Here is a 20,903-nt window from a genome sequence, read left to right on the forward strand (position 1 = left end):
TACCGTGATACTTGGGTTGTTCGTCCTCCTCGTGCTCCTCGTGCTGCCTGGATGCTGGGACAGGCATGAAATTAACAATTATGCGTTCTGGATCGGAACCGCGCTTGATGCGGGCAAGGACGGGAAGCTGGTCAAAAGCGCGCAGGTTGCCATTCCAGCCGATTTCAAGAGCATCCGGGAAGGCGGGGGCAAGGGGCAGCGTGCGAACATCGTACTGACAGCAAGCGGACAAACAGTCGGGGATTTGATCCAGCAAATTCAAGACAAGCTTCCCCGCAAGGTTTTTCTTGGGCACCGGCGAGCGATCTTTATTGGAGAGAAGCTCGCGCGCAAAGGCATCAAGGACATTATGGATCAATTTACCCGGAACACCGACACGCGGATGCGCACGGATATTTTCGTCGTCAATAACGGAGAAGGCAAGGATGTCTTGAAGATTAACAGTCCATTCAACCAATTCTCATCGATCGTGGCTGTGGATCAAGACCGTTATTGCCGTCTCGGAGACACCGCATTGCGCGATGTTTTGCTCGATATCGGACGTGATGGCATTCGTCCTGCGATGCCGATGATTGATATTGCGCCAAAGAATGAACAAGAGAAGCACGAGGTGATTGAAGTGAAATCCGTCGCGATCTTTAATCGCGACTTGCAAATGGTCGGGGAAGTGACCGGGCGTGAATCCTTGGAATTGTTCTGGGTCAAGGGCGTGCTGCAAAATCTGTTAATACCAGAAGAGATGGAAACCGGCAACATCACGATCTACGAATCCAACTTGAAAAAAAACATTCGAACGACTATCGAAGGCGACCGGATCAAGGCGTACGTGAAGCTGGAGGGAAGCGGGAGGGTGCTTGAAAACAACACGGATATCGACATTTCCGTATCCAAGGAACGGATTCCGCTAGAGCGCAAGCTGAATGAATTGAAATCCAAGCAAGTGGAAGCAACGGTCAAGAAAATACAAAAGCAGTACGGCCAGGACGTGTTTGGCATTGGAGAGGAAATTCACAGGGAGCATCCGTACAAGTGGAAAGAAATCAAGCATAAATGGGACGAGCTCTTTCCGAACGTGGAAGTGACGGTAAAGGTGAAGATCAAAATTCAAAATACGGGAGCGATCGGCAAGCGAGTCCCGGGAATCGGAGATCGAAAGTGAAAATCTCGACTTGGCAGTTGTTTTGGATGTTCACGACGCTTGAAATCTCGATGAGTATCTGGCTGACCATATCGCCAACCATCGAGATTGCCAGGCAGGACGCATGGATCTCCCTTGCTGTGGCAGGACTCATCGGTGTTGCCGTTACGTTCATATGTATTCGAGTCAGTCAGCGGCATTCGGCGCTTACGTTGGTCGAGTTTGCGCAGAAGTTATTTGGGAAGTGGATCGGCAAGCTCATCGGCGCGTTGTATATCTTGATGTGGTTTTCCGTTTGCTCCGACATATTGCGAATCTTCTCTTTGTTTGTGAAACAGTATCTATTTCACGAAACGCCAATTTGGATCATAGCGGCATTAATGGTTGCTGCGATGGTTTATGTTAATTACGCCGGAAGCGTAGAAGCAATTGCCCGAATTAGCGAGTTGATGGGGCCGCTGCTTCTGATCGGGATCTTCATTACGTTCGGGCTTAACATTACGAATTTGCACCCGGCGCTGCTGTTCCCCGTGTTCGCTGATACCGGTGCGATGCCGATCATTAGGGGCTCATTCGTCAATGCCTCGTTCCTGGGAGAGTCCATGATGATCATGATGTTAACGCCGTTCATTGCAAATTCGCAAAAGATGCTGAAACCAGTTCTGCTCGCGATTTGCATTCCGTCCGTCATCGCCGTTATTGCAGCGATTATGATCATTGCCACATTCGGCACGAATGTTGGATCGACGCTTGTCTTTCCTTATTTCAGCATGGTTCGATTTATCAACTATCTCGATTTTATTCAAAATATGGATGTCTGGGTCATGTTCGTTTGGATCTTCTGCGTGTTCGTGAAGCTGGCGATATACTTGTTTATCAACAGCTATGGCACAGCTCAACTGCTTGGCATTAAAAATTGGAAAGTGATGATCTTCATTTCGGCAATCGTCATCTATGTGATTTCCTTAGTGCCTGCAAACATAGTCGGCATGCTTGATTATGCGAATTATGTGTGGATCATCTACGTCTTCCCGATATTCATCGTTGGGCTGCCCATTGTGCTGCTGCTCGTTAGTTTGTTAAGAGGCAGGCAGACGGCTCGCGCCTAGCTGGAACGGAAAAGGGAGAGCAGTTGTCTGTTCACGGCTTCTGCGCGCGCAAGGAGCGAGATTTGCCGGTTCAGGCGGACGTCTGAGAAAGGAATGGCTTTCACATCTTCGCTCATTTGGCTAATAAAGATCTTCGGCAGTATCGAGATGCCGAGATTGGACTGAATGAAACCGAGGATGCTCTGCCCGAGCTCGATTTCGAATGCGATCTGCAGCTTCTTCCCTCTGGAGGCAAATTCGGTTTCCACCATACTCCAATAGTACATCCTTCTGTTTATGACCTGCGATCCGTGTTGGCAAGTACACCGTCGCAACACTTGGCCACGATCCGATCGTGAGCTGCAGTCTGGTACCTTCCTGAAGTGCGATCTCCCTCCTGAGCGTATTGAATTCCTCCATAATGCGTTTGCTTCTTTCGAACAAAATGGTTCCCGTGGCGGTGAGTGTCACGCCGGTTGTGGATCGTATGAACAATTGCGTGCCGAGTTCATCCTCTAAATTGCGAATTTGCTTGCTGAGAGCCGGTTGGCTGATATGCAGAACTTCGCTCGCCTTCGTCAAACTTCTAAGCTCCACTGTTTGCAAGAAGGCTTCCAGAGATTCTGTTTTCATGTTGCGATCCTCCTCTTCAATAAAAAACAGGCTGTATCAGTATCTGATACAACCTGTAATATGATTCCTTATAAAAAAATCCGGGGCTCCCTTGCGGGAGCCCCTTTCATGGGAGAGGAGAAACCGGACGAAGAGCTTATGGGGAAACGTAAGTCTTCTCCGCGGTTGTCTACGGCATCTCGCGACGCCGATATCTTCAGAATGCCCACATCAGTGGGAAATATACGTATCGATTAATTTATTCCTTTGGCGAGCAGGGATAATGCGGTATGATCAACATAATGAAACAGAATCACGCCTCTCTGCCTAGTGGGTGAGGGCCAATGGAACAGATTAGAGACAGGAGCTGGTAAGTAGTGAAAATCGTAGTATTGGACGGTTATACGCTGAATCCGGGCGATCTGAACTGGGATGAAATCAGCAGCCTCGGTGAGCTTGTCGTTTACGAGCGCACGGCGAGAGAAGACATTGTCAGCCGAGCGCAGGATGCTGAAATTGTGCTGACGAATAAGACTCCGATGTCAGCCGAGACTTTAGGTCAGCTGCCGCAGCTTCGATATATTGGCGTGCTTGCGACAGGCTACAATATCATTGATACAGCTGCTGCAGCGGGGCGAGGCATCGTCGTCACGAACGTGCCGGATTACAGCACGCATTCGGTCGTGCAGCTCGTGTTCGCGCTGCTGCTCGCGCATGCCTCGCAAGCAAGTGCGCATAGCGATGCGGTTCACCGTGGACAGTGGGCGAACTGTCCGGATTTCTCCTTCACGCTGAGCCCGCTGCTCGAGCTGTCCGGCAAGACGTTCGGTATCATCGGCTATGGGCAGATCGGCCAACAGGTGGCGCGGACTGCGCTTGCATTCGGCATGCAAGTGATCGTACATACGCGAACAATTAAATCAGTACCAGGCCTGGAAGCGGTGCGTTTCGTAGAGCGCGAGGAGCTGTTCGCGTCCGCAGACTTTGTATCGCTGCACAGTCCGCTTACGCCGGATACGACAGGCATCGTTAACAGCAGCACGCTCGATCTCATGAAACGTTCTGCATTCTTGATTAACACGGCACGCGGCGGTCATGTCGTTGAGGCGGATTTGGCTGAAGCGTTGAGTAACGGCAGAATCGCCGGAGCGGGACTGGATGTCCTCAGCGTTGAACCGCCGCCTGCCGATAATCCGCTGCTGCATGCAGCAAACTGCATCATCACTCCACATATTGCGTGGGCGACAGTCGAGGCGCGCAGCCGTCTGATGGCGATTGCGGCGAACAATTTGCGCGGCTTCCTGCGTGCTGATATTCAGAACCAGGTGAACTAAGGCGATGCGCGGATTTGTTATCATTATGGGGTTTGACGGGCTGGGATGGCTGCTGCACGCCTATGCGCATATTCCTTTGCCCTCGCATGTACTCGGGCTGCTGCTTCTCGCGGCAGCTCTTTTCACGCGCGTGATTAAGTTGGAGTGGGTGGAAGAAAGTGCGGCGTTTCTGACGAAGCATATGATGCTTTTCTTCGTACCGCTCCTTGCCGGTGTCACTGCATTCGCGCCTATGATAGGCGACTCCTGGCTTGCGGCGATCGTCTCACTTCTAGCAGGGACGCTAGTCATTCTGCTATCCACGGGACTCGCAACACAGTTCTTCATCGGACGCCGGAAGGGGGATGAGACGATTGAACAACAATCTGATCGCTGATCCGATGTTCGGCACGACGCTTACTGTCCTTGCCTATGGAGCTGCGCTTTACCTCAAACGCAGATGGAGCTGGCTGCATCCCTTGATTGCTGCACCGCTTATCGTTTACGTTATTTTGCAGATCGGCGGCATCTCCTACACGGCCTATCGGGTCGGCGGTGATTTGGTCACCTTCTTCCTCGGGCCGGCCACGGTCGCGATGGCCGTTCCTCTCTATAAACACGCGATGCGGCTGCGCCGCTTGCTGCCATCGCTGCTGCTCGGCGCTTTCGTCGGGAGTGCGCTCGGGCTGCTTGTGAACGCGCTTTCGGTTGTTTTGTTCGGAGGCACGGAATCCTTCCTTTACTCCGCACTTCCTAAATCCGTAACCGCAGCGGTAGCCGTTGATTTATCGCGCTGGCTTGGCGGTTCGCCAGAGTTGACGGCTGCACTAACTGTGACGACGGGGCTTATTGGCAGTGTGGCGGGGCCGCCGTTGCTGCGCTTGTGTGGCGTTAATAACGCCATAGCGTCCTCAATTGCCGTCGGTGCGGCTGCGCATGGGATCGGCTCGGCGAGATTGTTGTCTGAATCGGAGGAACAAGGCGGACTGAGCGGTTTCTCTATGGCCGCGTGTACCGTATTTACTCCTGTGTTATTGCTGCCCGTTCATGCGTGGTTATTATGAAATATATCATGTGTTTTTTCGTGTAATTTTTACATATTTCAGCTTTTCTTAAGGTTTGTTGCCTAAATATCTGATATAGTGGCACAGTAAAGCTATGGCAGATTTCAAATGTTGGAAGGGAGACTTCAATTTTGAGCGAGAAAGAAAAAGAGTTTAATAAGGATGTAGAGCTAGAGGCAACACATAAAGATGAGCAAGAGGGAGTCATCTCGGAAGAATCGCGCGAAGAGCTTGAGAATAGCCGTGAAATAGCAGCGAGTGCAGAGGCTAGGGAACTCGAGGAACACGACGAGCACGAAGAGCACGAAGAAGTCGAGAGAGAACAAGCGGCAGCTAAGCCAGCATCGAGCGGCGGCGGCAGAGCATGGATGTACATTTCCATCGGCCTTGCAATTGTCCTTCTTGTATTCCTGGTAAAGCAGCCGCTCGGTTCAACTGGCGGTAAGAAAGCAGTTGGTTCCGTCAATGGCGTTGCGATTACGAAGGATCAGTTATACGATGCGATGCTGAAGGTTGGCGGCACGCAAACAATGGACAACCTCATTCAAGAAGCGCTTGTGAAGCAAGAAGCGGATAAGAAAGGCATCACAGTTACGGATGCTGACATTGATGCTGAAATTGCGAAGATCAAGAAGCAATTCCCTTCGGATTCCGATTTCGAAGCTGCACTGCAGCAAGCGGGCATGACGCTTGAAGATTTGAAAGCTCAAACACCGATGCAGCTCCGTATTACGAAGCTTGTTGAGCCGCAAGTCAAAGTAACAGCTGACGATATTAAGAAATATTTCGATGAGAATAAAGCAACGTTCAACGAGCCAGAGCAAGTGAAGGCTTCCCATATTCTTGTTGCGACGAAGGAAGAGGCGGACGCAATCGAGAAGCAGCTTAAAGACGGCGGAGACTTCGCGGCGATCGCCAAAGAGAAATCGACGGATCCAGGCAGCAAAGATGCTGGCGGCGACCTCGGTTACTTCAGCGCAGACAAGATGGATCCTGATTTTGCAAAAGCGGCATTCGCGCTTAAGGTTGGCCAGACGAGCGAACCGGTGAAGACGCAATTCGGCTACCACATCATTAAAGTGTTTGATCATAAAGCAGCGAAAACGGCGACACTTGATGAGAAGCAAGCAGATATCAAGGATACGTTGACTCGCCAGAAGGTACAAGAGCTGTCGCCAACTTGGCTGGAGGATTTGAAATCCAAATCCAAAATTACGAATACGTTAAAAAAAGATGAAGCAGCAGCGCCTGAGACGACGACAACCGGCAACGCGAAGTAATCGATTCACTCACAGACAACCATCCTCAGCCAACATTTGGCTGAGGATGGTTGTTTCTTTTGTGGCACAATATACATAATCACTAAGAAAGCCGCAACCCTTGTGGGCTCTGGGGTTGAGTCACCTTTTTGTGAGGATTTCTAACATGACAGAAAAGTAAATCTTTACAAGTGTTCAAATTATGTTTTACAAATTGTTAAATTCGTTGTATATTTGGTTTCGGGTTTAAAAAAATAAACAAATAGTTGGAGGCGGGCTCAAGTAATGAAGAAGAAATTGCTAGTACTTGTTTCACTTATCCTGGTCTTCACAGGCGTATTGTCCGCTTGTGGCAAGAGCGGATCGGGCAGCGATCAAACGTTCCGTATGAACCTTACAACGGAGCCGCCTAGTCTTGATGTAGCGCAAGCACAGGACCAAACATCCTTTACTGTGCTGAGCGGCCTTTTCGAAGGTCTGACGCGTATGGACAAAGATGGCAACATCATTCCAGGCGTAGCTGAGAAATGGGACGTTGCTGATGGCGGCAAGAAGTACACTTTCCACCTGCGCAGCGATGCAAAATGGTCGAACGGTGACCCTGTAACAGCGCATGACTTTGAATATTCTTGGAAACGTACATTGGATCCAAAGCTAAATCCACCAGCACCGTATGCTTACCAGCTCTATTACATTAAAAATGCTCAAAACTATAACATCGAAGCGGACAACCCTAACCACATTAGCGATCCGGCACAAGTCGGTGTTAAAGCTATCGATGATGCAACGCTTGAAGTTAACCTGGAGAACCCAACTCCTTACTTCTTGAACATCACAGCGTTCTTCACTTCCTACCCGGTTCACAAGTCGGCGCAAACAAACGCTAACTGGGCTGCTGAAGCGAAAGATTACATTTCGAACGGCCCTTTCAAACTGTCCACGTGGAAACACGGCGACTCGATGGAACTCGTACAGAACGAAAACTACTGGGATAAGAAAGACATTCACTTGACGAGCGTAAAGTTCTCAATGGTTAAAGATGCCAACACTGAGCTTAGCATGTACAAAACAGGCAAGCTTGATTGGGCAGGTAAACCGACAGGAGATATTCCGACCGAGCAACTTGCCAAGTTCCGTGAAGAGAAGAACCCTGAGCTTACAATCAAGCCAATCGCAAGCACGTACTACTACAACTTCAACAACGAGAAGAAGCCTTTCAACAACGTAAAAGTTCGTAAAGCGCTTTCGATGGCGATCAATCGCCAAGACATCGTTGACAAAGTTACTAAAGCAGGCCAAACACCGGCATACGGTTTCGTATCCGGCGGTATCCACGGCGTGAGCGGCGAGTACCGTTCCGAAGTGAAAGACGATTACTTCAAAGAAGATGTAGCGGAAGCGAAGAAATTGCTTGCTGAAGGTCTTCAAGAAGAAGGCATGACGTCGATGCCTGAATTCACGCTTACTTTCAACGAAGGTCTTCACAAAGAAGTAGCGGAAGCAATCGCGAACATGTGGAAAGAAAACCTTGGCATCACGGCTAAGACTGAAGTTCAAGAATGGAAGATCTTCCTGAAAAACCGTCAAAGCTTGAACTATGACGTTGCACGAGCAGGTTGGGGCGCTGACTACAACGATCCAATGACGTTCATCGACATGTTCACTACTGGCGGCGGTAACAACGACATCGGCTTCAAGAACGCGGATTACGACGCGCTCGTTAAAGAAGCTTATGCAACAAGCGATCAGCAAAAACGTGTAGACGCAATGGCTAAAGCCGAGAAAATTCTAATCGGTGATAATCAAGCAATTATGCCGATTTACTACTACACATCTGCTCAATTGGTTAAACCGTATGTTAAAAACTATGTTGTAGACTTTGGCGGTAACATTGACTACACTCGTATTTCGATTGAAAAATAGTAGCAACAAAATAATTAGGGATATAGGGATATATATGGTTCCCATATATATCCCTTCTCTATGATTGGGGAGGGCTTGGGATGGCTCGGTATTTAGGTGGTAAGTTCGTCAACATAATCGTTTCGCTGCTAATTCTAGCCACCGCAACCTTTTTCTTGATGAAGGCTGTCCCAGGGGACCCTTTCACGCAAGAAAAAGCAATTCCGCCTGAAATCAAGGCGCAGATTATGGCTCACTACGGTTTGGACAAACCGGTTTGGCATCAATATTTGATTTACATGAAGAACCTGTTTCAATTTGACCTTGGCGAATCGATGAAGAGCTCGAATCGTACAGTTACAAGCATCATTGCGGATTCCTTCGGAACCTCGTTTAAAGTTGGTATTATTGCGATTATCGTTTCTGTCATCATCGGGGTTTACCTCGGCATGATGGCTGCGCTGAGACATAAGAAATTTATCGATAATTTCTTTATGTTTATTGCCGTTCTTGGGATCTCGATTCCAAGCTTTGTCGTCGGTGCGATGGTTCAATATTTCTTTGGCGTTAAATTCCAAATCTTTACGGTTGCAGGGCTGGAAGGACCGCTCGATTACGTACTTCCTGTAGTAGCGCTGTCAACGCTTCCAATTGCATTCATCGCGAGGTTAACTCGCTCAACCATGCTCGAGGTACTTACCTCGGACTATATTCGTACTGCAAAAGCAAAAGGTCTTACGCCGCATGCCATTCTGTGGCAGCACGGTTTGCGTAACGGCATTTTGCCGGTTGTTACTTATCTCGGCCCGATGACAGCGAACGTAATTACGGGTTCCGTTGTCGTTGAACAAATCTTTGGTTTGCCTGGTCTCGGCGCATACTTCGTAGAAAGTATTACAAACCGGGATTACACGCTTATCATGGGTATCACGATCTTCTATGCCGTCATTCTTATGGCTGCTCGTTTCGTGACAGATGTGCTTTACATTATCATTGATCCGCGTATCAAAATCAGCGGAGGTGTCGTTAAGAAATGAGTACACAATTGAAAGATATTCAGCACAGCGAAGCGAACACGCAGGCACTCTTCGAGAAGCTGCCGCAGCGCCATAAAGAAGCTGAGATCATTACGGCAGAAAGCCGCTCTACCTTCCAGGAGAGCTGGGCTCGTCTCCGCAAGAATAAATACGCGATGACAGGGATGTATGTCCTGATTATCATGATAATTTTGGCCATTGTTTGTCCGATGCTATCTCCGTATAATACGTATACGAATGATTTGGACAATACGTATGCAGCTCCATCGGCTAAGCATTGGTTCGGAACAGACAACCTGGGTCGCGATATGTTCACGCGTTCCTGGAGAGGTGTTCAGATCTCGCTTATCGTTGGTTTTACTGCCGCATTGATTGACCTTCTTATCGGGGTTGCTTACGGCGGTATCATGGGCTTTGCGGGCAAACGCCTAGGTAATGCGATGAACAAGTTCGCAGAAGTGCTTTATGCGATTCCGTACATGCTTGTCGTTATTTTGCTTGGCGTTGTTATGGGCTCTGGATTGTTCACAATCATTTTGGCTTTGTCGATTACAGGCTGGATTACGATGTCATGGATTGTTCGTGGTCAAATTTTACAATTGAAGAACCAGGAATACGTGCTAGCGGCGCAATCGATGGGTGCTAGCGGCGGTCGTATTCTGTTTCGCCACTTAATTCCGAATACTCTCGGACCGATCATCGTTACAGTAACGCTTTCGGTACCGTCTGCTATATTTACGGAAGCATTCCTTAGCTTCTTGGGTCTAGGCGTTCAGTCGCCGGATGCATCCCTTGGTTCTTTGATCAGCAGTGCAATGTCTTCTTGGACGCTGTATCCATGGGTAATGGCGATTCCGGCGTCGCTGCTATGTATCACAATGATTGCATTCAACATTTTCGGTGACGGTCTGCAAGACGCGTTCGATCCGAAGATGAAAAAATAAACAGCGCAGGAGTGAGCTTATGAGTGATCCGATTCTCAATATTTCTGATTTGCATATCTCGTTTCACGTGCGCGGTGGAGAGGTTCAAGCAGTTCGCGGCGTTAACTTGGAAGTTAACCGCGGCGAATCTGTTGCAATTGTCGGCGAGTCCGGCAGCGGCAAGAGCGTAACAGCTCAATCGATTCTTCGTTTGATCCCCACGCCTCCGGGCGAGTTCAAACAAGGCTCCATTACGTTTAAAGGCGAAGATTTGCTTGCCAAAACAGAGAAAGAGATGGAGTCCATTCGCGGTAAGGAAATCGGCATGATCTTCCAAGACCCGATGACATCTCTTAACCCTACACTTACAGTAGGTCGTCAAATTACAGAAGTTCTTCATAAGCACCAGAACATGAGTACTTCTGATTCAACGAAACGGGCAGTTGAGCTGCTGAATCTCGTAGGTATTCCGAACGCTGCAGAGCGTGTGAAACAATATCCGCACCAATTCTCTGGTGGTATGCGTCAGCGTGTAATGATTGCGATTGCGCTTGCATGTAATCCTTCGCTTCTGATTGCGGATGAGCCGACAACGGCGCTTGACGTTACGATCCAGGCTCAAATCATGTCTCTAATGAAAGAACTTCAACAGAAGACGGGTACGTCGATCATCCTGATCACGCATGACCTTGGTATCGTAGCAGATATGTGTGACCGCGTTGTCGTTATGTACGCAGGTAAAGTCGTTGAGACGGGAACGAAGCAAGAAATCTTCAAAAACCCGCAGCACCCGTATACAAGAGGTCTGCTGCGTTCGCTTCCGCGTCTGGATCAGAAGAAGGACGAGCCGCTCGTTCCGATTATCGGTACGCCGCCGGATATGTCTTCGCCGCCTAAAGGCTGCGCATTCTGTGCGCGTTGTGACGAAGCAATGCGTATCTGCGTCGATAACGATCCGCAAGCTTATGTGCTGAGCGAGACGCAAACTGCGAAATGTTGGCTGCATGACTCGGCCCTTAAAGGGGGAGAGAGCGCATGAAAACAAACAATGAAATGCTCCTTGAAGTAGAAGGGCTGAAGAAATATTTCGACGTTGGTAACGGTAAAACGCTAAAAGCGGTTAACGATCTTTCTTTCGGTATCCGCCAAGGCGAGACGCTCGGTATGGTTGGTGAGTCCGGCTGCGGTAAATCCACTGCCGGAAGAACAATCCTTCGTCTCTATGAGCCGACTGCTGGTTCTGTTAACTTCCAAGGCCAAAACATCGTTAAAGCTAAAGGCTCGACGCTCAAGGCGCTGCGCCGCGAAATGCAAATGATCTTCCAAGATCCATATGCATCGCTGAACCCGCGCTGGAAAGTTGAAGACCTGATCGCAGAGCCGATTGATATTCACGGCCTTGCTAACGGTGCGAAAGAGCGTAAAATGCAAGTTGAACGTTTGCTTGACCGTGTAGGTCTTCGTTCGGAGCATGCTAGACGTTACCCGCATGAGTTCTCCGGCGGTCAACGTCAACGGATCGGGATCGCCCGCGCGCTAGCGGTTAATCCGAAGTTCATCGTCTGTGACGAGCCGATCTCGGCGCTTGACGTATCGATCCAGGCGCAAGTCGTTAACTTGCTGCAAGATTTGCAGCGTGAAATGGGTCTGACGTACCTGTTCATCGCGCATGACCTTGCGATGGTTAAACACATCAGTGACCGCGTTGCGGTTATGTACTTGGGTAAAATGGTGGAGCTTGCAGAGAGTGAAGAGCTGTATGCGAATCCGAAGCACCCATACACGAAAGCGCTGATGTCCGCGATTCCGGTACCGGATCCGGATGTTGAAGAGAGCAAAGAGCGTATCGTGCTCACTGGCGATCTGCCAAGCCCGGTTAGCCCGCCAAGCGGCTGCCACTTCCGTACTCGCTGTCCCTTTGCGACAGAGAAATGTGCGAACGAAGTGCCGATCTTCCGCGAAGTAGAGCCAAACCACTGGGCTGCTTGCCATTATGCATAATTCGTATCAATAAGAGAAGGACGTTTCGCTAGATGCGAAACGTCCTTTTTTTGCTGCGGGAAACTAGAGAATGCGTTCCCCGAGCAGAGAGCCGATCAGCTCGACGGCGAGCCTTGCCGTTCTCCCGCTCGGATCAAGCAGCGGATTCACCTCAACGACGTCGGCGGAGGTGACGCGGCCGCAATCATAGAGCATCTCCATCGCCAGATGAGCTTCGCGGTAGTTCAATCCGCCCCGGACTGGAGTCCCGGTTCCTGGCGCCTCGCCGGGATCGACGCTATCGATGTCGAAGCTGACGTGGATGCCTTCGGAACCATACGAGGCGATGGCGATAGCTCGCTCCATTACTCGGGCCATGCCGATACGGTCGATATCATGCATCGTGAAGCAGGTGATGCCGCTGCCGTAGATATTCCGTTTCTCGCCTTCATCAAGCTCGCGGCTGCCGACGAGGACGACGCGCTTGGATTGCAGCTTCGGATTTACGCCGCACAAGCCGGTGAATCGTCCATCGCCAAGGCCGAGGCAGGCTGCGAGCGCCATGCCGTGTATATTGCCGGAAGGTGTCGTTTTGGGCGTATTCATGTCGGCATGTGCATCGATCCAGATGACGCCTAACTGCTGGATATGCTGCGTCAAGCCGGCAATCGTACCGATAGAGATGCTGTGGTCGCCGCCGATCGTCAGCGGGAAGGCGCCGTTCTTCGCGATCGCATGGACCGCTTCGGCGACGTCCTCGCTCATCGTAAGAACACGGCCCCAATTGTGCATCCGTTCCATGGAACGGCGGTCTCTGGATAGCTTTTGCCATTCAAAAGGAGGATGCAGTGTACCCGTTCTCTTCAGCAGCTTCAGCTTCTCCATCAGCCCTGCCTGCAAGACAGCTTGCGGCCCGCCTTCAGCGCCAGGGCGGCTTGCTCCGTAATGGAACGGAACGGGAAGGACGGTGACCGGCTGCCGATGTTTGCTCATGTGAAATTCCTCCTTGTGTCACGACATGCAGTCTATTCGTTTATATATAGACGCGAAGGCGGGAGGTCATGACAAACATGCGCGCAGATCATGTGAATCCTTTAAAATAGACGAGGAAATATGTTACGATACTACGTAGGAATTGGCAGCAGGAATGAAAGGGGCTTTGAGCAGCTTTGAGAGTAATTGCAGGCTCGGCGAAAGGCCGGTCTTTAAAAGCGGTGCCGGGAAAGAATACGAGACCGACAACCGATAAAGTAAAAGAAGCGATATTCAGTATGATTGGCCCATTCTTCGACGGAGGTTTGGTGCTCGATCTGTTCGCCGGTACAGGCGGGTTAGGCATCGAGTCGCTGAGCAGAGGGATGGATCGCGGAGTGTTCGTTGATCTGGACGGCGGCAGCATCGAGGTGATCAAGCAGAACGTCCAAGCGGCAGGCGTGTCGGAAAATGCGGAAATTTATCGCACGGAAGCACTTCGGGCCGTGAAGGCACTGGCGAAGCGAGGGCTTCAGTTCCAGCTTGTGTTTCTGGATCCGCCTTATCGAATGAAAGAGATGGATACGCTCATTAGCGAGCTTGCAGAACGCAATTTGCTGGCGCCTCGTGCCAAGATCGTCGTCGAGCACGATGCCGAGCATATTTATCCGGAAGTGATGGATGGCTTCGTGCAGCTCCGGCGTTCGCAGTATGGCGATACAGCTGTAACCATTTATCGTTTTGGTGCCTCTGAAGTAGAGCCAGGCGAAGAAATGAATGAAGCAAACAATTGATGGCGAGTAAAAAGCCAACTGTACATATGGAGGCTATGAATATGACAGCAACAACGAGAACACCCGGCCAGAGAGTTGCCGTATATCCGGGCAGCTTCGACCCAGTAACTTGCGGGCATGTGGACATCATACACCGCGCTGCCAAGCAGTTTGATCACTTAATCGTCGCTGTGCTCAACAATACGAGCAAGAATCCGCTCTTCTCCGTTGAAGAACGCAAGGAACTGCTAAGGGAAGTGACGAAGGATCTTCCGAATGTGACCATTGACAGCTTCCGTGATTTGCTCGTCAATTTCATGCGTTCGAGAGATGCGCATGTCATCGTTAGAGGCATCCGTTCGGTTACGGATTTCGAATATGAGCTGCAGATGGCGTCGACGAACCATCAGCTGGATGGCGAGATCGAGACGATCTTCATGATGACGAATCCGAAGTGGTCTTACCTTAGTTCCAGTATTGTAAAAGAAATCGCGCGTTTTAAAGGAAATGTGACGGATCTCGTACCGCCGGTCGTGGCAGAAGCGCTGGCAGGGAAGTTTGCAGACCGGGCTTAACGTGAGATATGCCTTCCCGATGTTCCCGCTATGGCAGCGGAGAGCGTAATGAGCACGGAAACGGCGAATAAGAAGCCAATCAGCAGAACAGGCGTATACGGCCAAAGGGAATGCAGATCGCCAGCGCGAATCGATGCAGCCGTGGCAGCGCCTGTTTTTTCTGTCTGCGAGAAGGTCGGTGCGGATGACGGTATTATATACTGCAGCAGCTTGCCTGCGGGTTTCCACGCGAGCAGCGTGATGAAGAAGGCGAGCAGGCTTTGAACAAGCCTAGCTGCAGCAAGACGGGCGAGCGATAATCCGGTGTCCGCGAGCATGCTGCCTGCTTGTAAGAGAGCGCTAAGGCCGCTCCAGCTTAGTACAGCTGCAGCACATGCGGCTGTCCACGGAACGCCACCTGCGAACTTCGTTGTCGCGGCAGCGTATACCCCGATATGGCTCTCCAGGAAGGCCGGGAGCAAGAAGGCGGGAATCCGCTCAGGCATCAATGGCTGCAAGAGTCGAACGAGGACGGCTGCGAAAATCATGAAGCCGCCGATGGCCATCAGCTTGTAGACGGAGACGACGACGGCGTCGCCAAGCGCTTTGCCGAACGTGCGGCCGTCGCGTTTGCTGGCTGCCTGCATAGCCGCAGCTGCGCGTCGCAGAACTGAAGTAGGCGCTGGCTGTTCTTTGTTGTCGCCGCGTGTTGGCGCTGGAGCAGACGCTGACGAGAAGTGGGCGGTGATGAACGAGGTGAGAACGGCCGAGATCCACACCGCAGCGGCAATTGCCGCGCCGAGCTCGGGGCGGTGGAGAAAGCCGGAGCCGACGACGAGCAGCATGAACAACGGGCTTGGCATATGCGAGAGCGAGAGCAGCCGCTGTCCTTCGGCGACGGTCACGGACTTGCTGCGGCGCAGGGCAGCGACAGCTTCCGCGCCGAGCGGGAAGCCGCCTGTCCAACCAAGCGCCATTGCGATGCCGGATTCACCCGGCAGACGGAAGAGCCGGCGCATGAGCGGATGCAGCAGTGCGCCAAGGGCGTGAACGGCGCCGAAGGTGAGCATGAGCTCCAGCAAGGCGAGAAACGGCAGAAGACCGGGAAAGACAATATTCCACCAGACGGTCAAGCCTTGCAGAGAGGCTTGGAACGCTTCATCCGGGCGTAAAATGATGGAAGTTACGAGAAGGATCGATAAGCAAGCGTACGTGATGGTGCGCGTCATAGGAACTCACTCCATTGCTAGAGATAGTGGCTCTGCTTGGTCCGGATAGTCGAAAGCGACTAGGCAGGACAAACAGAGCCACTATATTGTTACGCTCGTCTTCATGGGGATAGACCAAGCCGATTACGATTATCCAATCGTAATCGGTTTCTCGTAATAATCGCGGAAGAGATCGCGTGGTGAAGGATCTTGCCAGCCGAGCGCATACACCGAGGTCGCTTGGACATCAAGCGCCAAGTATGGGTCATCGTGCTGCGAGCGAGCGGCGCTCATCAAGATCGGCAGCTTCGCCGACTTGCGCATGCGCTTCAGCAGCTCTTGACCGCGCGGAGTGAAGCCTAGCACGCGGATATATTGGATGCCATCGCGAAGACGCTCGCGCGACAGCAGTTCCTTGGAGTGCCCAAGCAGCACGGCTAGCAAGGCGCGCTGGAGCTTCGTGCGCGTGTAGCGCTTCGTCTTCAGTGCGCCTAGCAGCGTCTCGAAATCAAGAGCAGCAAGCTCGGGAAGCAATTTCTTGATTCGATGCTCCAGTCCTTCGCTCATCTCATAATAGTGCTCAAGCTGCTCTGCGGGCTCGCTCACGAGCTTATGTATTAGTGTAGGCGCATACTGTGCCCAGCTATTGCGACCGCGTCCCAGCGCATGATCGCGCAGGAGCAGCTCCAGCGTCGAAGCAGGGACGTAAGGGGCTGCATCGGCAGGCGTCCCAGCCTCGCCGACGACAAGCCCGCGTATCGCCGTTGCGCTCGCAATCTGCGCATCGGTGATGCTGGTCTGCGAGTAGCCGGCCTTCTCGCGGCGCAGCGTGAAAGGCTTGATCGCGCTGCCAAGCCGCTCCAGCGCGAGCAGGTAATGCAGCCCAAGCGTATTGTTGGGCTGCGCAAGCGGAAACGCGGCCGCCTCGGCATCGCCCGCGGCCAGCATAAACTGGCGGACGGCTTCGCTATATGCAGCCGGATAGCTCACGCCGCCGCGAAGGCAATCCGCCATGAGCCCCTCGAATGCTGCGGGCTCATGCGCGAGCTGCCGGGCAACCCGCTGAAGCGGCCGGATGTCGCCGGACTCGCTGCCGAAGCAGAGCGCGTCTACGACGCCTGTCGCTTCCAGCAGCGCCACGGCGCCGAAGCCGAACCATTCCGCCGCCTGCGTCGAATAGGCGACGGGCAGCTCGATGACAACGTCGCAGCCGCCTCGCAGCGCCATCTCGGCGCGCGTCCACTTGTTCAGCAGCGCCGGCTCCCCGCGCTGCAGGAAATGGCCGCTCATCACGGCGACGACCGCGTCGCTGTCCGTTATTTTCAGCGATTGCTGCAAATGATAATGATGACCGTTATGAAATGGGTTATACTCGACAATAAGCCCAACTGTTCGCATTGCGAATCCTCCGACATGTGATATGATATTGTCTTGACCGTTTTTGCTCATTCCATAATATCATGCAGTGAAAATGTTGACAAAACGATTCAATACTCGATATAATAAACTTTGTTTGTTTGGAGTGATCGTATGGAGATTAATGTTCGCGAATTAGCATCCAAAGGATTGAAAGTTCCTTATCATTCAAGCTTAGACACCGACTGGCTGAAGCAAGTTCGTAAAGACATCATCAGTACGAGCCCTATGGAAGTCAAGATGACCGCTTGGGGTGAAGACGCTGTTGCCCATGTGGAGGGCGAAGTGTCCGTCGATGCTGATCTTGCGTGCTCACGGTGTTTGGAGCCGACACATACGCATGTTGTCGTTCCGTTTCATGAGCGATTCAAGCCGGCTGCGAAGCTGACTGGCGATGAAGAAGAGGACATCATTCCGGTGGAGGAAGACAAGCTTGATCTTGAGCCTTTTCTTGAAGAGATGCTCATGCTCGCATTGCCTTTCGTTCCGCTTTGTAAAGAAGACTGCAAGGGTCTTTGCCACTCCTGTGGCACGAACTTAAACGAGCAAAATTGCGGGTGTCAGACCGATCGGATTGATCCAAGACTCGCCGCCTTGAAAGATTTGTTCAAAGAGTAAGTGAAAGTAGCTGGCCGAATTCTGTTAAGGAGGTGGGAAACATGGCAGTACCACAACGTAGAACGTCCAAAACACGTCGTGACAAACGCCGCACGCATTTCAAACTGGCGGTGCCAGGTATGGTTAAATGCGAGCAATGCGGAGAGTTGAAATTGGCTCACCGTGTGTGCAAAGTTTGCGGAACATACAAAGCAAGAGAGATCATCAAGCAATAGTTTTAAGTGCATAATAGTACTTCATCCCGTGATGAAGTGCTATTTTTTTGTTCATTTGTCCGGAGGGATACCCCGTGGTGCGGAGTGCTGATGAGAAGGCTAATGTGCCTAATTAGGCGGCTGAATATTGCGCGATGCCGTTTTCTTCTATATACTATTAGTACCTGGTTATAATAGCTGATTTTAATGGTGTATGATTATAAGCAGAAGTACATACTTAGAACATTAGGCAAAGGTGGTGCGGACCATCGAACGTCTTCCGAAAAAACAGCGACATCAGCTGCTGCAAAGTCTGATCGAAGACAATCCGTTCATTACGGATCAGGAGCTGACACGTCAATTGAAGGTTAGTATTCAAACGGTGCGGCTGGATCGGTTAGAGCTCGGCATTCCCGAGCTGCGGGAACGAATGAAGTTAATGGCGGAACGTTCGTATGACCCCGTCCGTTCACTGCCGCTGCATGAGGTAATCGGGGATATTGTAGATTTGCAGCTGGATCACAGCGGCATCTCGCTTTTTGAAATTAAGGAAGAGCATGTATTTTCAAGAACCGGCATTGCCCGCGGACATCATGTTTTTGCCCAGGCGAACTCACTCGCGGTTGCAGTTATTAACGACGAGATTGCGCTCACGGCAACAGCAGACATCAGGTTCGTGCGCTCAGTGCAGCTAGGAGAGAAATGCATTGCGAAAGCATATGTGCGTTCAGGCTCCGGCGGCCGCAGCAAAGCGAAGGTAGAAGTTTGTTCCTATGTAGGCGACGAGATGGTGTTCCAAGGCCATTTTGTCATCTATCGTTCCGCAGGCGAGCCGGTTATAGAGGGAGGAATGGATGGTGCGGATCGCAATTGACGCGATGGGTGGCGACCATGCCCCTTCACTAATCGTGCAAGGCGCAGTCGAAGCGGCACTGGAATGGCCGGAGCTCCAAATTAAGCTAGTTGGAGATACGGCACAGATTGAGAAGCATCTTGGCGCAAAGAAGCCTTCCAATATTGAAATTATTCATGCGGATGATGTCATTGGGCCCGATGATGAGCCGGTTAAAGCCGTACGCCGGAAGAAAAGTTCTTCGATGGTGATGGCAGGCCAGCTTGTACGGGAAGGTCATGCGGAAGCGATGCTTTCGGCAGGCAATACCGGCGCGCTGATGACGACAGGGTTGCTCGTCGTTGGACGGATGGAAGGCATGGAGCGCCCGGCGCTCGTAACGATGCTGCCGACGATGGACGATGTCGGTTGTCTTGCGCTGGATCTGGGCGCGAATATGGATGCGAAGCCGGAGCATCTGCTTCAGTATGCCATTATGGGAAGTATTTATCGCAGTAAAATGAACGGCATGGAGAAGCCCCGCGTCGGACTGCTTAATGTCGGAACAGAGGCGATGAAAGGTAATGAGCTGACGAAGGCGGCTTACGAGCTGATGGATTCGGCGCCGATTAACTTCATTGGCAATGTGGAAGCGCGTGATGTGCTTCTTCGCAATTGCGACGTGCTTATCTGTGACGGCTTTGCCGGCAATATTATGCTGAAAGCGATGGAAGGTACTGCGGGGACGCTGTTCAAAGCTATCCGCGACGTCTTCTCAAGCAGCTTGCTGACGAAGCTTGCAGCAGCGCTCGTTTTGCCAAGGATGCGCCAGCTTCGCGGCAAAATGGATTATAAAGAGCATGGCGGCGCGCCGCTTCTTGGCGTTAACGGTCTTGTTGTGAAATGCCACGGCTCATCAGATGTGAAAGCAGTCAAAAATGCTGTACGGCAAGCGAAATTAGCCATTGAGAGCAATTTAATTTCGTCAATCGCAGCGGAAATTAGCAGGAAGTGAGTGGGACTATGCAACTGAATCCCGTAGGCATTCTCGGCACAGGCAAATACGTGCCAGAGCGGATTTTGACGAATCAGGAATTGGAACAGATGGTGGAGACGAATGACGAGTGGATCGTATCGCGCACCGGCATGCGTGAGCGCCGGATCGCTGCTCCAGAGCAAGCAACGTCGGACCTCGCTCTCCATGCTTCGCAGGCTGCACTTGCGGCAGCGGGCATTACGGCAGAAGATCTTGATTTGATTATCGTAGCAACAATTACACCGGATATGTTCTTCCCGTCGACAGCTTGCTTGCTGCAGGATAAGCTCGGCGCGAAGAAAGCGGCTGCTTTTGACCTTTCGGCAGCATGCTCGGGCTTCATCTACGGTCTGGCAACAGCAACGAACATGATCGCAACCGGCATGTACAACCATGTGCTCGTTGTCGGCGCGGAGACGCTGTCCCGCATTACGGATTATACAGACCGCAACACATGCATCCTGTTCGGCGATGGCGCTGGCGCGGTTGTGCTCGGCCAAGTGCAAGAAGGCCGCGGCTTCCTATCGTTCGAGCTTGGCGCTGACGGTTCAGGCGGCGAGCTGCTGAAAGTATGCGGCGGCGGTTCGCGTATGCCTTCTACGCCGGAGAGCATCGAGAACAAGCATCACTTCATCTATATGGCGGGCAACGAAGTATTCAAATTCGCAGTTCGCATTATGGGCAATGCGGCTGAAGCAGCGCTTCGCAAAGCGGGTATCGATAAAACCGAAATTGATCTCCTCATTCCGCATCAAGCGAATATCCGGATCATTAACTCGGCGATGAATCGTCTCGATCTTCCGGCTGAGAAATGCATGATCAACCTTGATAAATACGGCAACGTTTCCGCGGCATCGATTCCGATCGCACTCGCAGAGGCAGTTGAACAGAACCGCGTGAAAGAAGGCGACAAGCTGGTTATGGTCGGCTTCGGCGGCGGTTTGACTTGGGGCGCTTCCGTACTCATTTGGTAACTTATTCTTT

At 51.5% G+C, this 20,903-nt stretch carries 22 protein-coding genes and 1 pseudogene; 18 read left to right on the forward strand and 5 right to left on the reverse strand.

What is annotated here, in order from left to right:
• The first annotated feature begins 4 nt into the window (after positions 1 to 4).
• Both A8990_RS00695 and A8990_RS00700 read left to right on the forward strand, forming a co-directional pair.
• Positions 5 to 1,159 (forward strand): Ger(x)C family spore germination protein, encoded by a 1,155-nt coding sequence (locus tag A8990_RS00695; protein ID WP_181909339.1) that lies wholly within the window; start codon positions 5 to 7, stop codon positions 1,157 to 1,159.
• Positions 1,156 to 2,247, forward strand: coding sequence for a GerAB/ArcD/ProY family transporter (locus A8990_RS00700; protein ID WP_181909340.1), 1,092 nt, complete (start codon positions 1,156 to 1,158; stop codon positions 2,245 to 2,247). Before A8990_RS00695 ends, A8990_RS00700 begins: the two co-directional genes overlap by 4 nt.
• Here A8990_RS00700 and A8990_RS31930 read toward each other — a convergent pair.
• Positions 2,244 to 2,498 carry a LysR family transcriptional regulator substrate-binding protein gene (locus A8990_RS31930; RefSeq protein WP_245995787.1) on the reverse strand — a complete coding sequence of 85 codons (255 nt, stop codon included), beginning with the start codon at positions 2,496 to 2,498 and terminating at the stop codon, positions 2,244 to 2,246. The two genes, A8990_RS00700 and A8990_RS31930, sit on opposite strands and share 4 nt — an antisense overlap.
• Positions 2,499 to 2,736: 238 nt before the next feature.
• Positions 2,737 to 2,859, reverse strand: a pseudogene (locus A8990_RS32635) (LysR family transcriptional regulator); the annotation flags it as partial.
• A 356-nt stretch (positions 2,860 to 3,215) separates the two neighbouring features.
• Here A8990_RS32635 and A8990_RS00715 point away from each other — a divergent pair.
• The 9 genes from A8990_RS00715 (at position 3,216) to A8990_RS00755 (ending at position 12,337) form a co-directional block, all read left to right on the forward strand.
• Complete coding sequence (locus tag A8990_RS00715) at positions 3,216 to 4,172, forward strand: D-2-hydroxyacid dehydrogenase (protein WP_116187094.1); 957 nt, start codon at positions 3,216 to 3,218, stop codon at positions 4,170 to 4,172.
• A 4-nt stretch (positions 4,173 to 4,176) separates the two neighbouring features.
• A complete protein-coding gene (locus A8990_RS00720) occupies positions 4,177 to 4,548 on the forward strand; it encodes a CidA/LrgA family protein (RefSeq protein ID WP_116187095.1) in 372 nt (123 codons plus the stop codon).
• On the forward strand, positions 4,526 to 5,215 hold the full coding sequence (locus A8990_RS00725; RefSeq protein WP_181909341.1) for an LrgB family protein: 690 nt from the start codon (positions 4,526 to 4,528) through the stop codon (positions 5,213 to 5,215). The genes A8990_RS00720 and A8990_RS00725 overlap by 23 nt, the downstream gene beginning before the upstream one ends.
• Positions 5,216 to 5,346: 131 nt before the next feature.
• A complete protein-coding gene (locus tag A8990_RS00730; RefSeq protein WP_116187097.1) occupies positions 5,347 to 6,495 on the forward strand; it encodes a peptidylprolyl isomerase in 1,149 nt (382 codons plus the stop codon).
• Positions 6,496 to 6,759: 264 nt separating this feature from the next.
• Complete coding sequence (locus A8990_RS00735; protein WP_116187098.1) at positions 6,760 to 8,397, forward strand: peptide ABC transporter substrate-binding protein; 1,638 nt, start codon at positions 6,760 to 6,762, stop codon at positions 8,395 to 8,397.
• An 80-nt stretch (positions 8,398 to 8,477) separates the two neighbouring features.
• On the forward strand, positions 8,478 to 9,413 hold the full coding sequence (locus A8990_RS00740) for an ABC transporter permease (protein WP_116187099.1): 936 nt from the start codon (positions 8,478 to 8,480) through the stop codon (positions 9,411 to 9,413).
• Positions 9,410 to 10,357 carry an ABC transporter permease gene (locus tag A8990_RS00745; RefSeq protein WP_116187100.1) on the forward strand — a complete coding sequence of 316 codons (948 nt, stop codon included), beginning with the start codon at positions 9,410 to 9,412 and terminating at the stop codon, positions 10,355 to 10,357. The genes A8990_RS00740 and A8990_RS00745 overlap by 4 nt, the downstream gene beginning before the upstream one ends.
• 19 nt (positions 10,358 to 10,376) lie before the next feature.
• Positions 10,377 to 11,375, forward strand: coding sequence for an ABC transporter ATP-binding protein (locus A8990_RS00750; RefSeq protein WP_116187101.1), 999 nt, complete (start codon positions 10,377 to 10,379; stop codon positions 11,373 to 11,375).
• The gene (locus tag A8990_RS00755; protein WP_116187102.1) at positions 11,372 to 12,337 is read left to right on the forward strand and encodes an ABC transporter ATP-binding protein; all 966 of its coding nucleotides are present in this window, start codon (positions 11,372 to 11,374) and stop codon (positions 12,335 to 12,337) included. The genes A8990_RS00750 and A8990_RS00755 overlap by 4 nt, the downstream gene beginning before the upstream one ends.
• Before the next feature lie 63 nt (positions 12,338 to 12,400).
• On the opposite strand, the gene rocF is transcribed toward A8990_RS00755, so the two are convergent.
• On the reverse strand, positions 12,401 to 13,309 hold the full coding sequence (gene rocF / locus A8990_RS00760; protein WP_116187103.1) for an arginase: 909 nt from the start codon (positions 13,307 to 13,309) through the stop codon (positions 12,401 to 12,403).
• A 176-nt stretch (positions 13,310 to 13,485) separates the two neighbouring features.
• Here rocF and rsmD point away from each other — a divergent pair, with 176 nt between their 5' ends.
• Positions 13,486 to 14,082 (forward strand): 16S rRNA (guanine(966)-N(2))-methyltransferase RsmD, encoded by a 597-nt coding sequence (rsmD, locus tag A8990_RS00765; RefSeq protein WP_116187104.1) that lies wholly within the window; start codon positions 13,486 to 13,488, stop codon positions 14,080 to 14,082.
• A gap of 41 nt (positions 14,083 to 14,123) precedes the next feature.
• Positions 14,124 to 14,636 (forward strand): pantetheine-phosphate adenylyltransferase, encoded by a 513-nt coding sequence (coaD, locus tag A8990_RS00770; RefSeq protein ID WP_116187105.1) that lies wholly within the window; start codon positions 14,124 to 14,126, stop codon positions 14,634 to 14,636.
• On the opposite strand, the gene A8990_RS00775 is transcribed toward coaD, so the two are convergent.
• Together A8990_RS00775 and A8990_RS00780 are read right to left on the reverse strand one after the other, a co-directional pair.
• On the reverse strand, positions 14,633 to 15,844 hold the full coding sequence (locus tag A8990_RS00775) for a nucleoside recognition domain-containing protein (protein ID WP_116187106.1): 1,212 nt from the start codon (positions 15,842 to 15,844) through the stop codon (positions 14,633 to 14,635). The genes coaD and A8990_RS00775 overlap by 4 nt on opposite strands.
• A gap of 129 nt (positions 15,845 to 15,973) precedes the next feature.
• Complete coding sequence (locus tag A8990_RS00780) at positions 15,974 to 17,221, reverse strand: nucleotidyltransferase (protein ID WP_116187107.1); 1,248 nt, start codon at positions 17,219 to 17,221, stop codon at positions 15,974 to 15,976.
• Positions 17,222 to 17,353: 132 nt separating this feature from the next.
• On the opposite strand from A8990_RS00780, the gene A8990_RS00785 reads away from it, so the two are divergent.
• The 5 genes from A8990_RS00785 (at position 17,354) to A8990_RS00805 (ending at position 20,893) form a co-directional block, all read left to right on the forward strand.
• The gene (locus A8990_RS00785) at positions 17,354 to 17,857 is read left to right on the forward strand and encodes a YceD family protein (RefSeq protein WP_116187108.1); all 504 of its coding nucleotides are present in this window, start codon (positions 17,354 to 17,356) and stop codon (positions 17,855 to 17,857) included.
• A 41-nt stretch (positions 17,858 to 17,898) separates the two neighbouring features.
• Complete coding sequence (gene rpmF, locus A8990_RS00790; RefSeq protein ID WP_006211382.1) at positions 17,899 to 18,072, forward strand: 50S ribosomal protein L32; 174 nt, start codon at positions 17,899 to 17,901, stop codon at positions 18,070 to 18,072.
• A gap of 235 nt (positions 18,073 to 18,307) precedes the next feature.
• Entirely contained in the window at positions 18,308 to 18,925 is a 618-nt protein-coding gene (gene fapR / locus A8990_RS00795) for a transcription factor FapR (RefSeq protein WP_116187109.1), read from the forward strand.
• On the forward strand, positions 18,909 to 19,898 hold the full coding sequence (gene plsX / locus A8990_RS00800) for a phosphate acyltransferase PlsX (protein ID WP_116187368.1): 990 nt from the start codon (positions 18,909 to 18,911) through the stop codon (positions 19,896 to 19,898). The genes fapR and plsX overlap by 17 nt, the downstream gene beginning before the upstream one ends.
• Positions 19,899 to 19,906: 8 nt before the next feature.
• Positions 19,907 to 20,893, forward strand: a complete 987-nt coding sequence (locus A8990_RS00805; RefSeq protein ID WP_116187110.1) for a beta-ketoacyl-ACP synthase III — start codon at positions 19,907 to 19,909, stop codon at positions 20,891 to 20,893.
• The last annotated feature ends 10 nt before the right edge of the window (positions 20,894 to 20,903 follow it).

The organism is Paenibacillus taihuensis (assembly GCF_003386535.1).
Classification (GTDB): Bacteria; Bacillota; Bacilli; order Paenibacillales; family Paenibacillaceae; genus Paenibacillus_Z; species Paenibacillus_Z taihuensis.

What these genes read in the sequence shown, in the direction of transcription:
- A8990_RS00775 (WP_116187106.1), bottom strand. Translation starts at nt 15,844, where the DNA reads ATGACGCGCACCATCACGTACGCTTGCTTATCGATCCTTCTCGTAACT.
- rocF (WP_116187103.1), bottom strand. Translation starts at nt 13,309, where the DNA reads ATGAGCAAACATCGGCAGCCGGTCACCGTCCTTCCCGTTCCGTTCCAT.
- A8990_RS00750 (WP_116187101.1), top strand. Translation starts at nt 10,377, where the DNA reads ATGAGTGATCCGATTCTCAATATTTCTGATTTGCATATCTCGTTTCAC.
- A8990_RS00745 (WP_116187100.1), top strand. Translation starts at nt 9,410, where the DNA reads ATGAGTACACAATTGAAAGATATTCAGCACAGCGAAGCGAACACGCAG.
- A8990_RS00740 (WP_116187099.1), top strand. Translation starts at nt 8,478, where the DNA reads ATGGCTCGGTATTTAGGTGGTAAGTTCGTCAACATAATCGTTTCGCTG.
- coaD (WP_116187105.1), top strand. Translation starts at nt 14,124, where the DNA reads ATGACAGCAACAACGAGAACACCCGGCCAGAGAGTTGCCGTATATCCG.
- A8990_RS00780 (WP_116187107.1), bottom strand. Translation starts at nt 17,221, where the DNA reads ATGCGAACAGTTGGGCTTATTGTCGAGTATAACCCATTTCATAACGGT.
- A8990_RS00720 (WP_116187095.1), top strand. Translation starts at nt 4,177, where the DNA reads ATGCGCGGATTTGTTATCATTATGGGGTTTGACGGGCTGGGATGGCTG.
- A8990_RS00785 (WP_116187108.1), top strand. Translation starts at nt 17,354, where the DNA reads ATGGAGATTAATGTTCGCGAATTAGCATCCAAAGGATTGAAAGTTCCT.
- A8990_RS00735 (WP_116187098.1), top strand. Translation starts at nt 6,760, where the DNA reads ATGAAGAAGAAATTGCTAGTACTTGTTTCACTTATCCTGGTCTTCACA.
- A8990_RS00805 (WP_116187110.1), top strand. Translation starts at nt 19,907, where the DNA reads ATGCAACTGAATCCCGTAGGCATTCTCGGCACAGGCAAATACGTGCCA.
- rpmF (WP_006211382.1), top strand. Translation starts at nt 17,899, where the DNA reads ATGGCAGTACCACAACGTAGAACGTCCAAAACACGTCGTGACAAACGC.
- A8990_RS31930 (WP_245995787.1), bottom strand. Translation starts at nt 2,498, where the DNA reads ATGGTGGAAACCGAATTTGCCTCCAGAGGGAAGAAGCTGCAGATCGCA.
- A8990_RS00755 (WP_116187102.1), top strand. Translation starts at nt 11,372, where the DNA reads ATGAAAACAAACAATGAAATGCTCCTTGAAGTAGAAGGGCTGAAGAAA.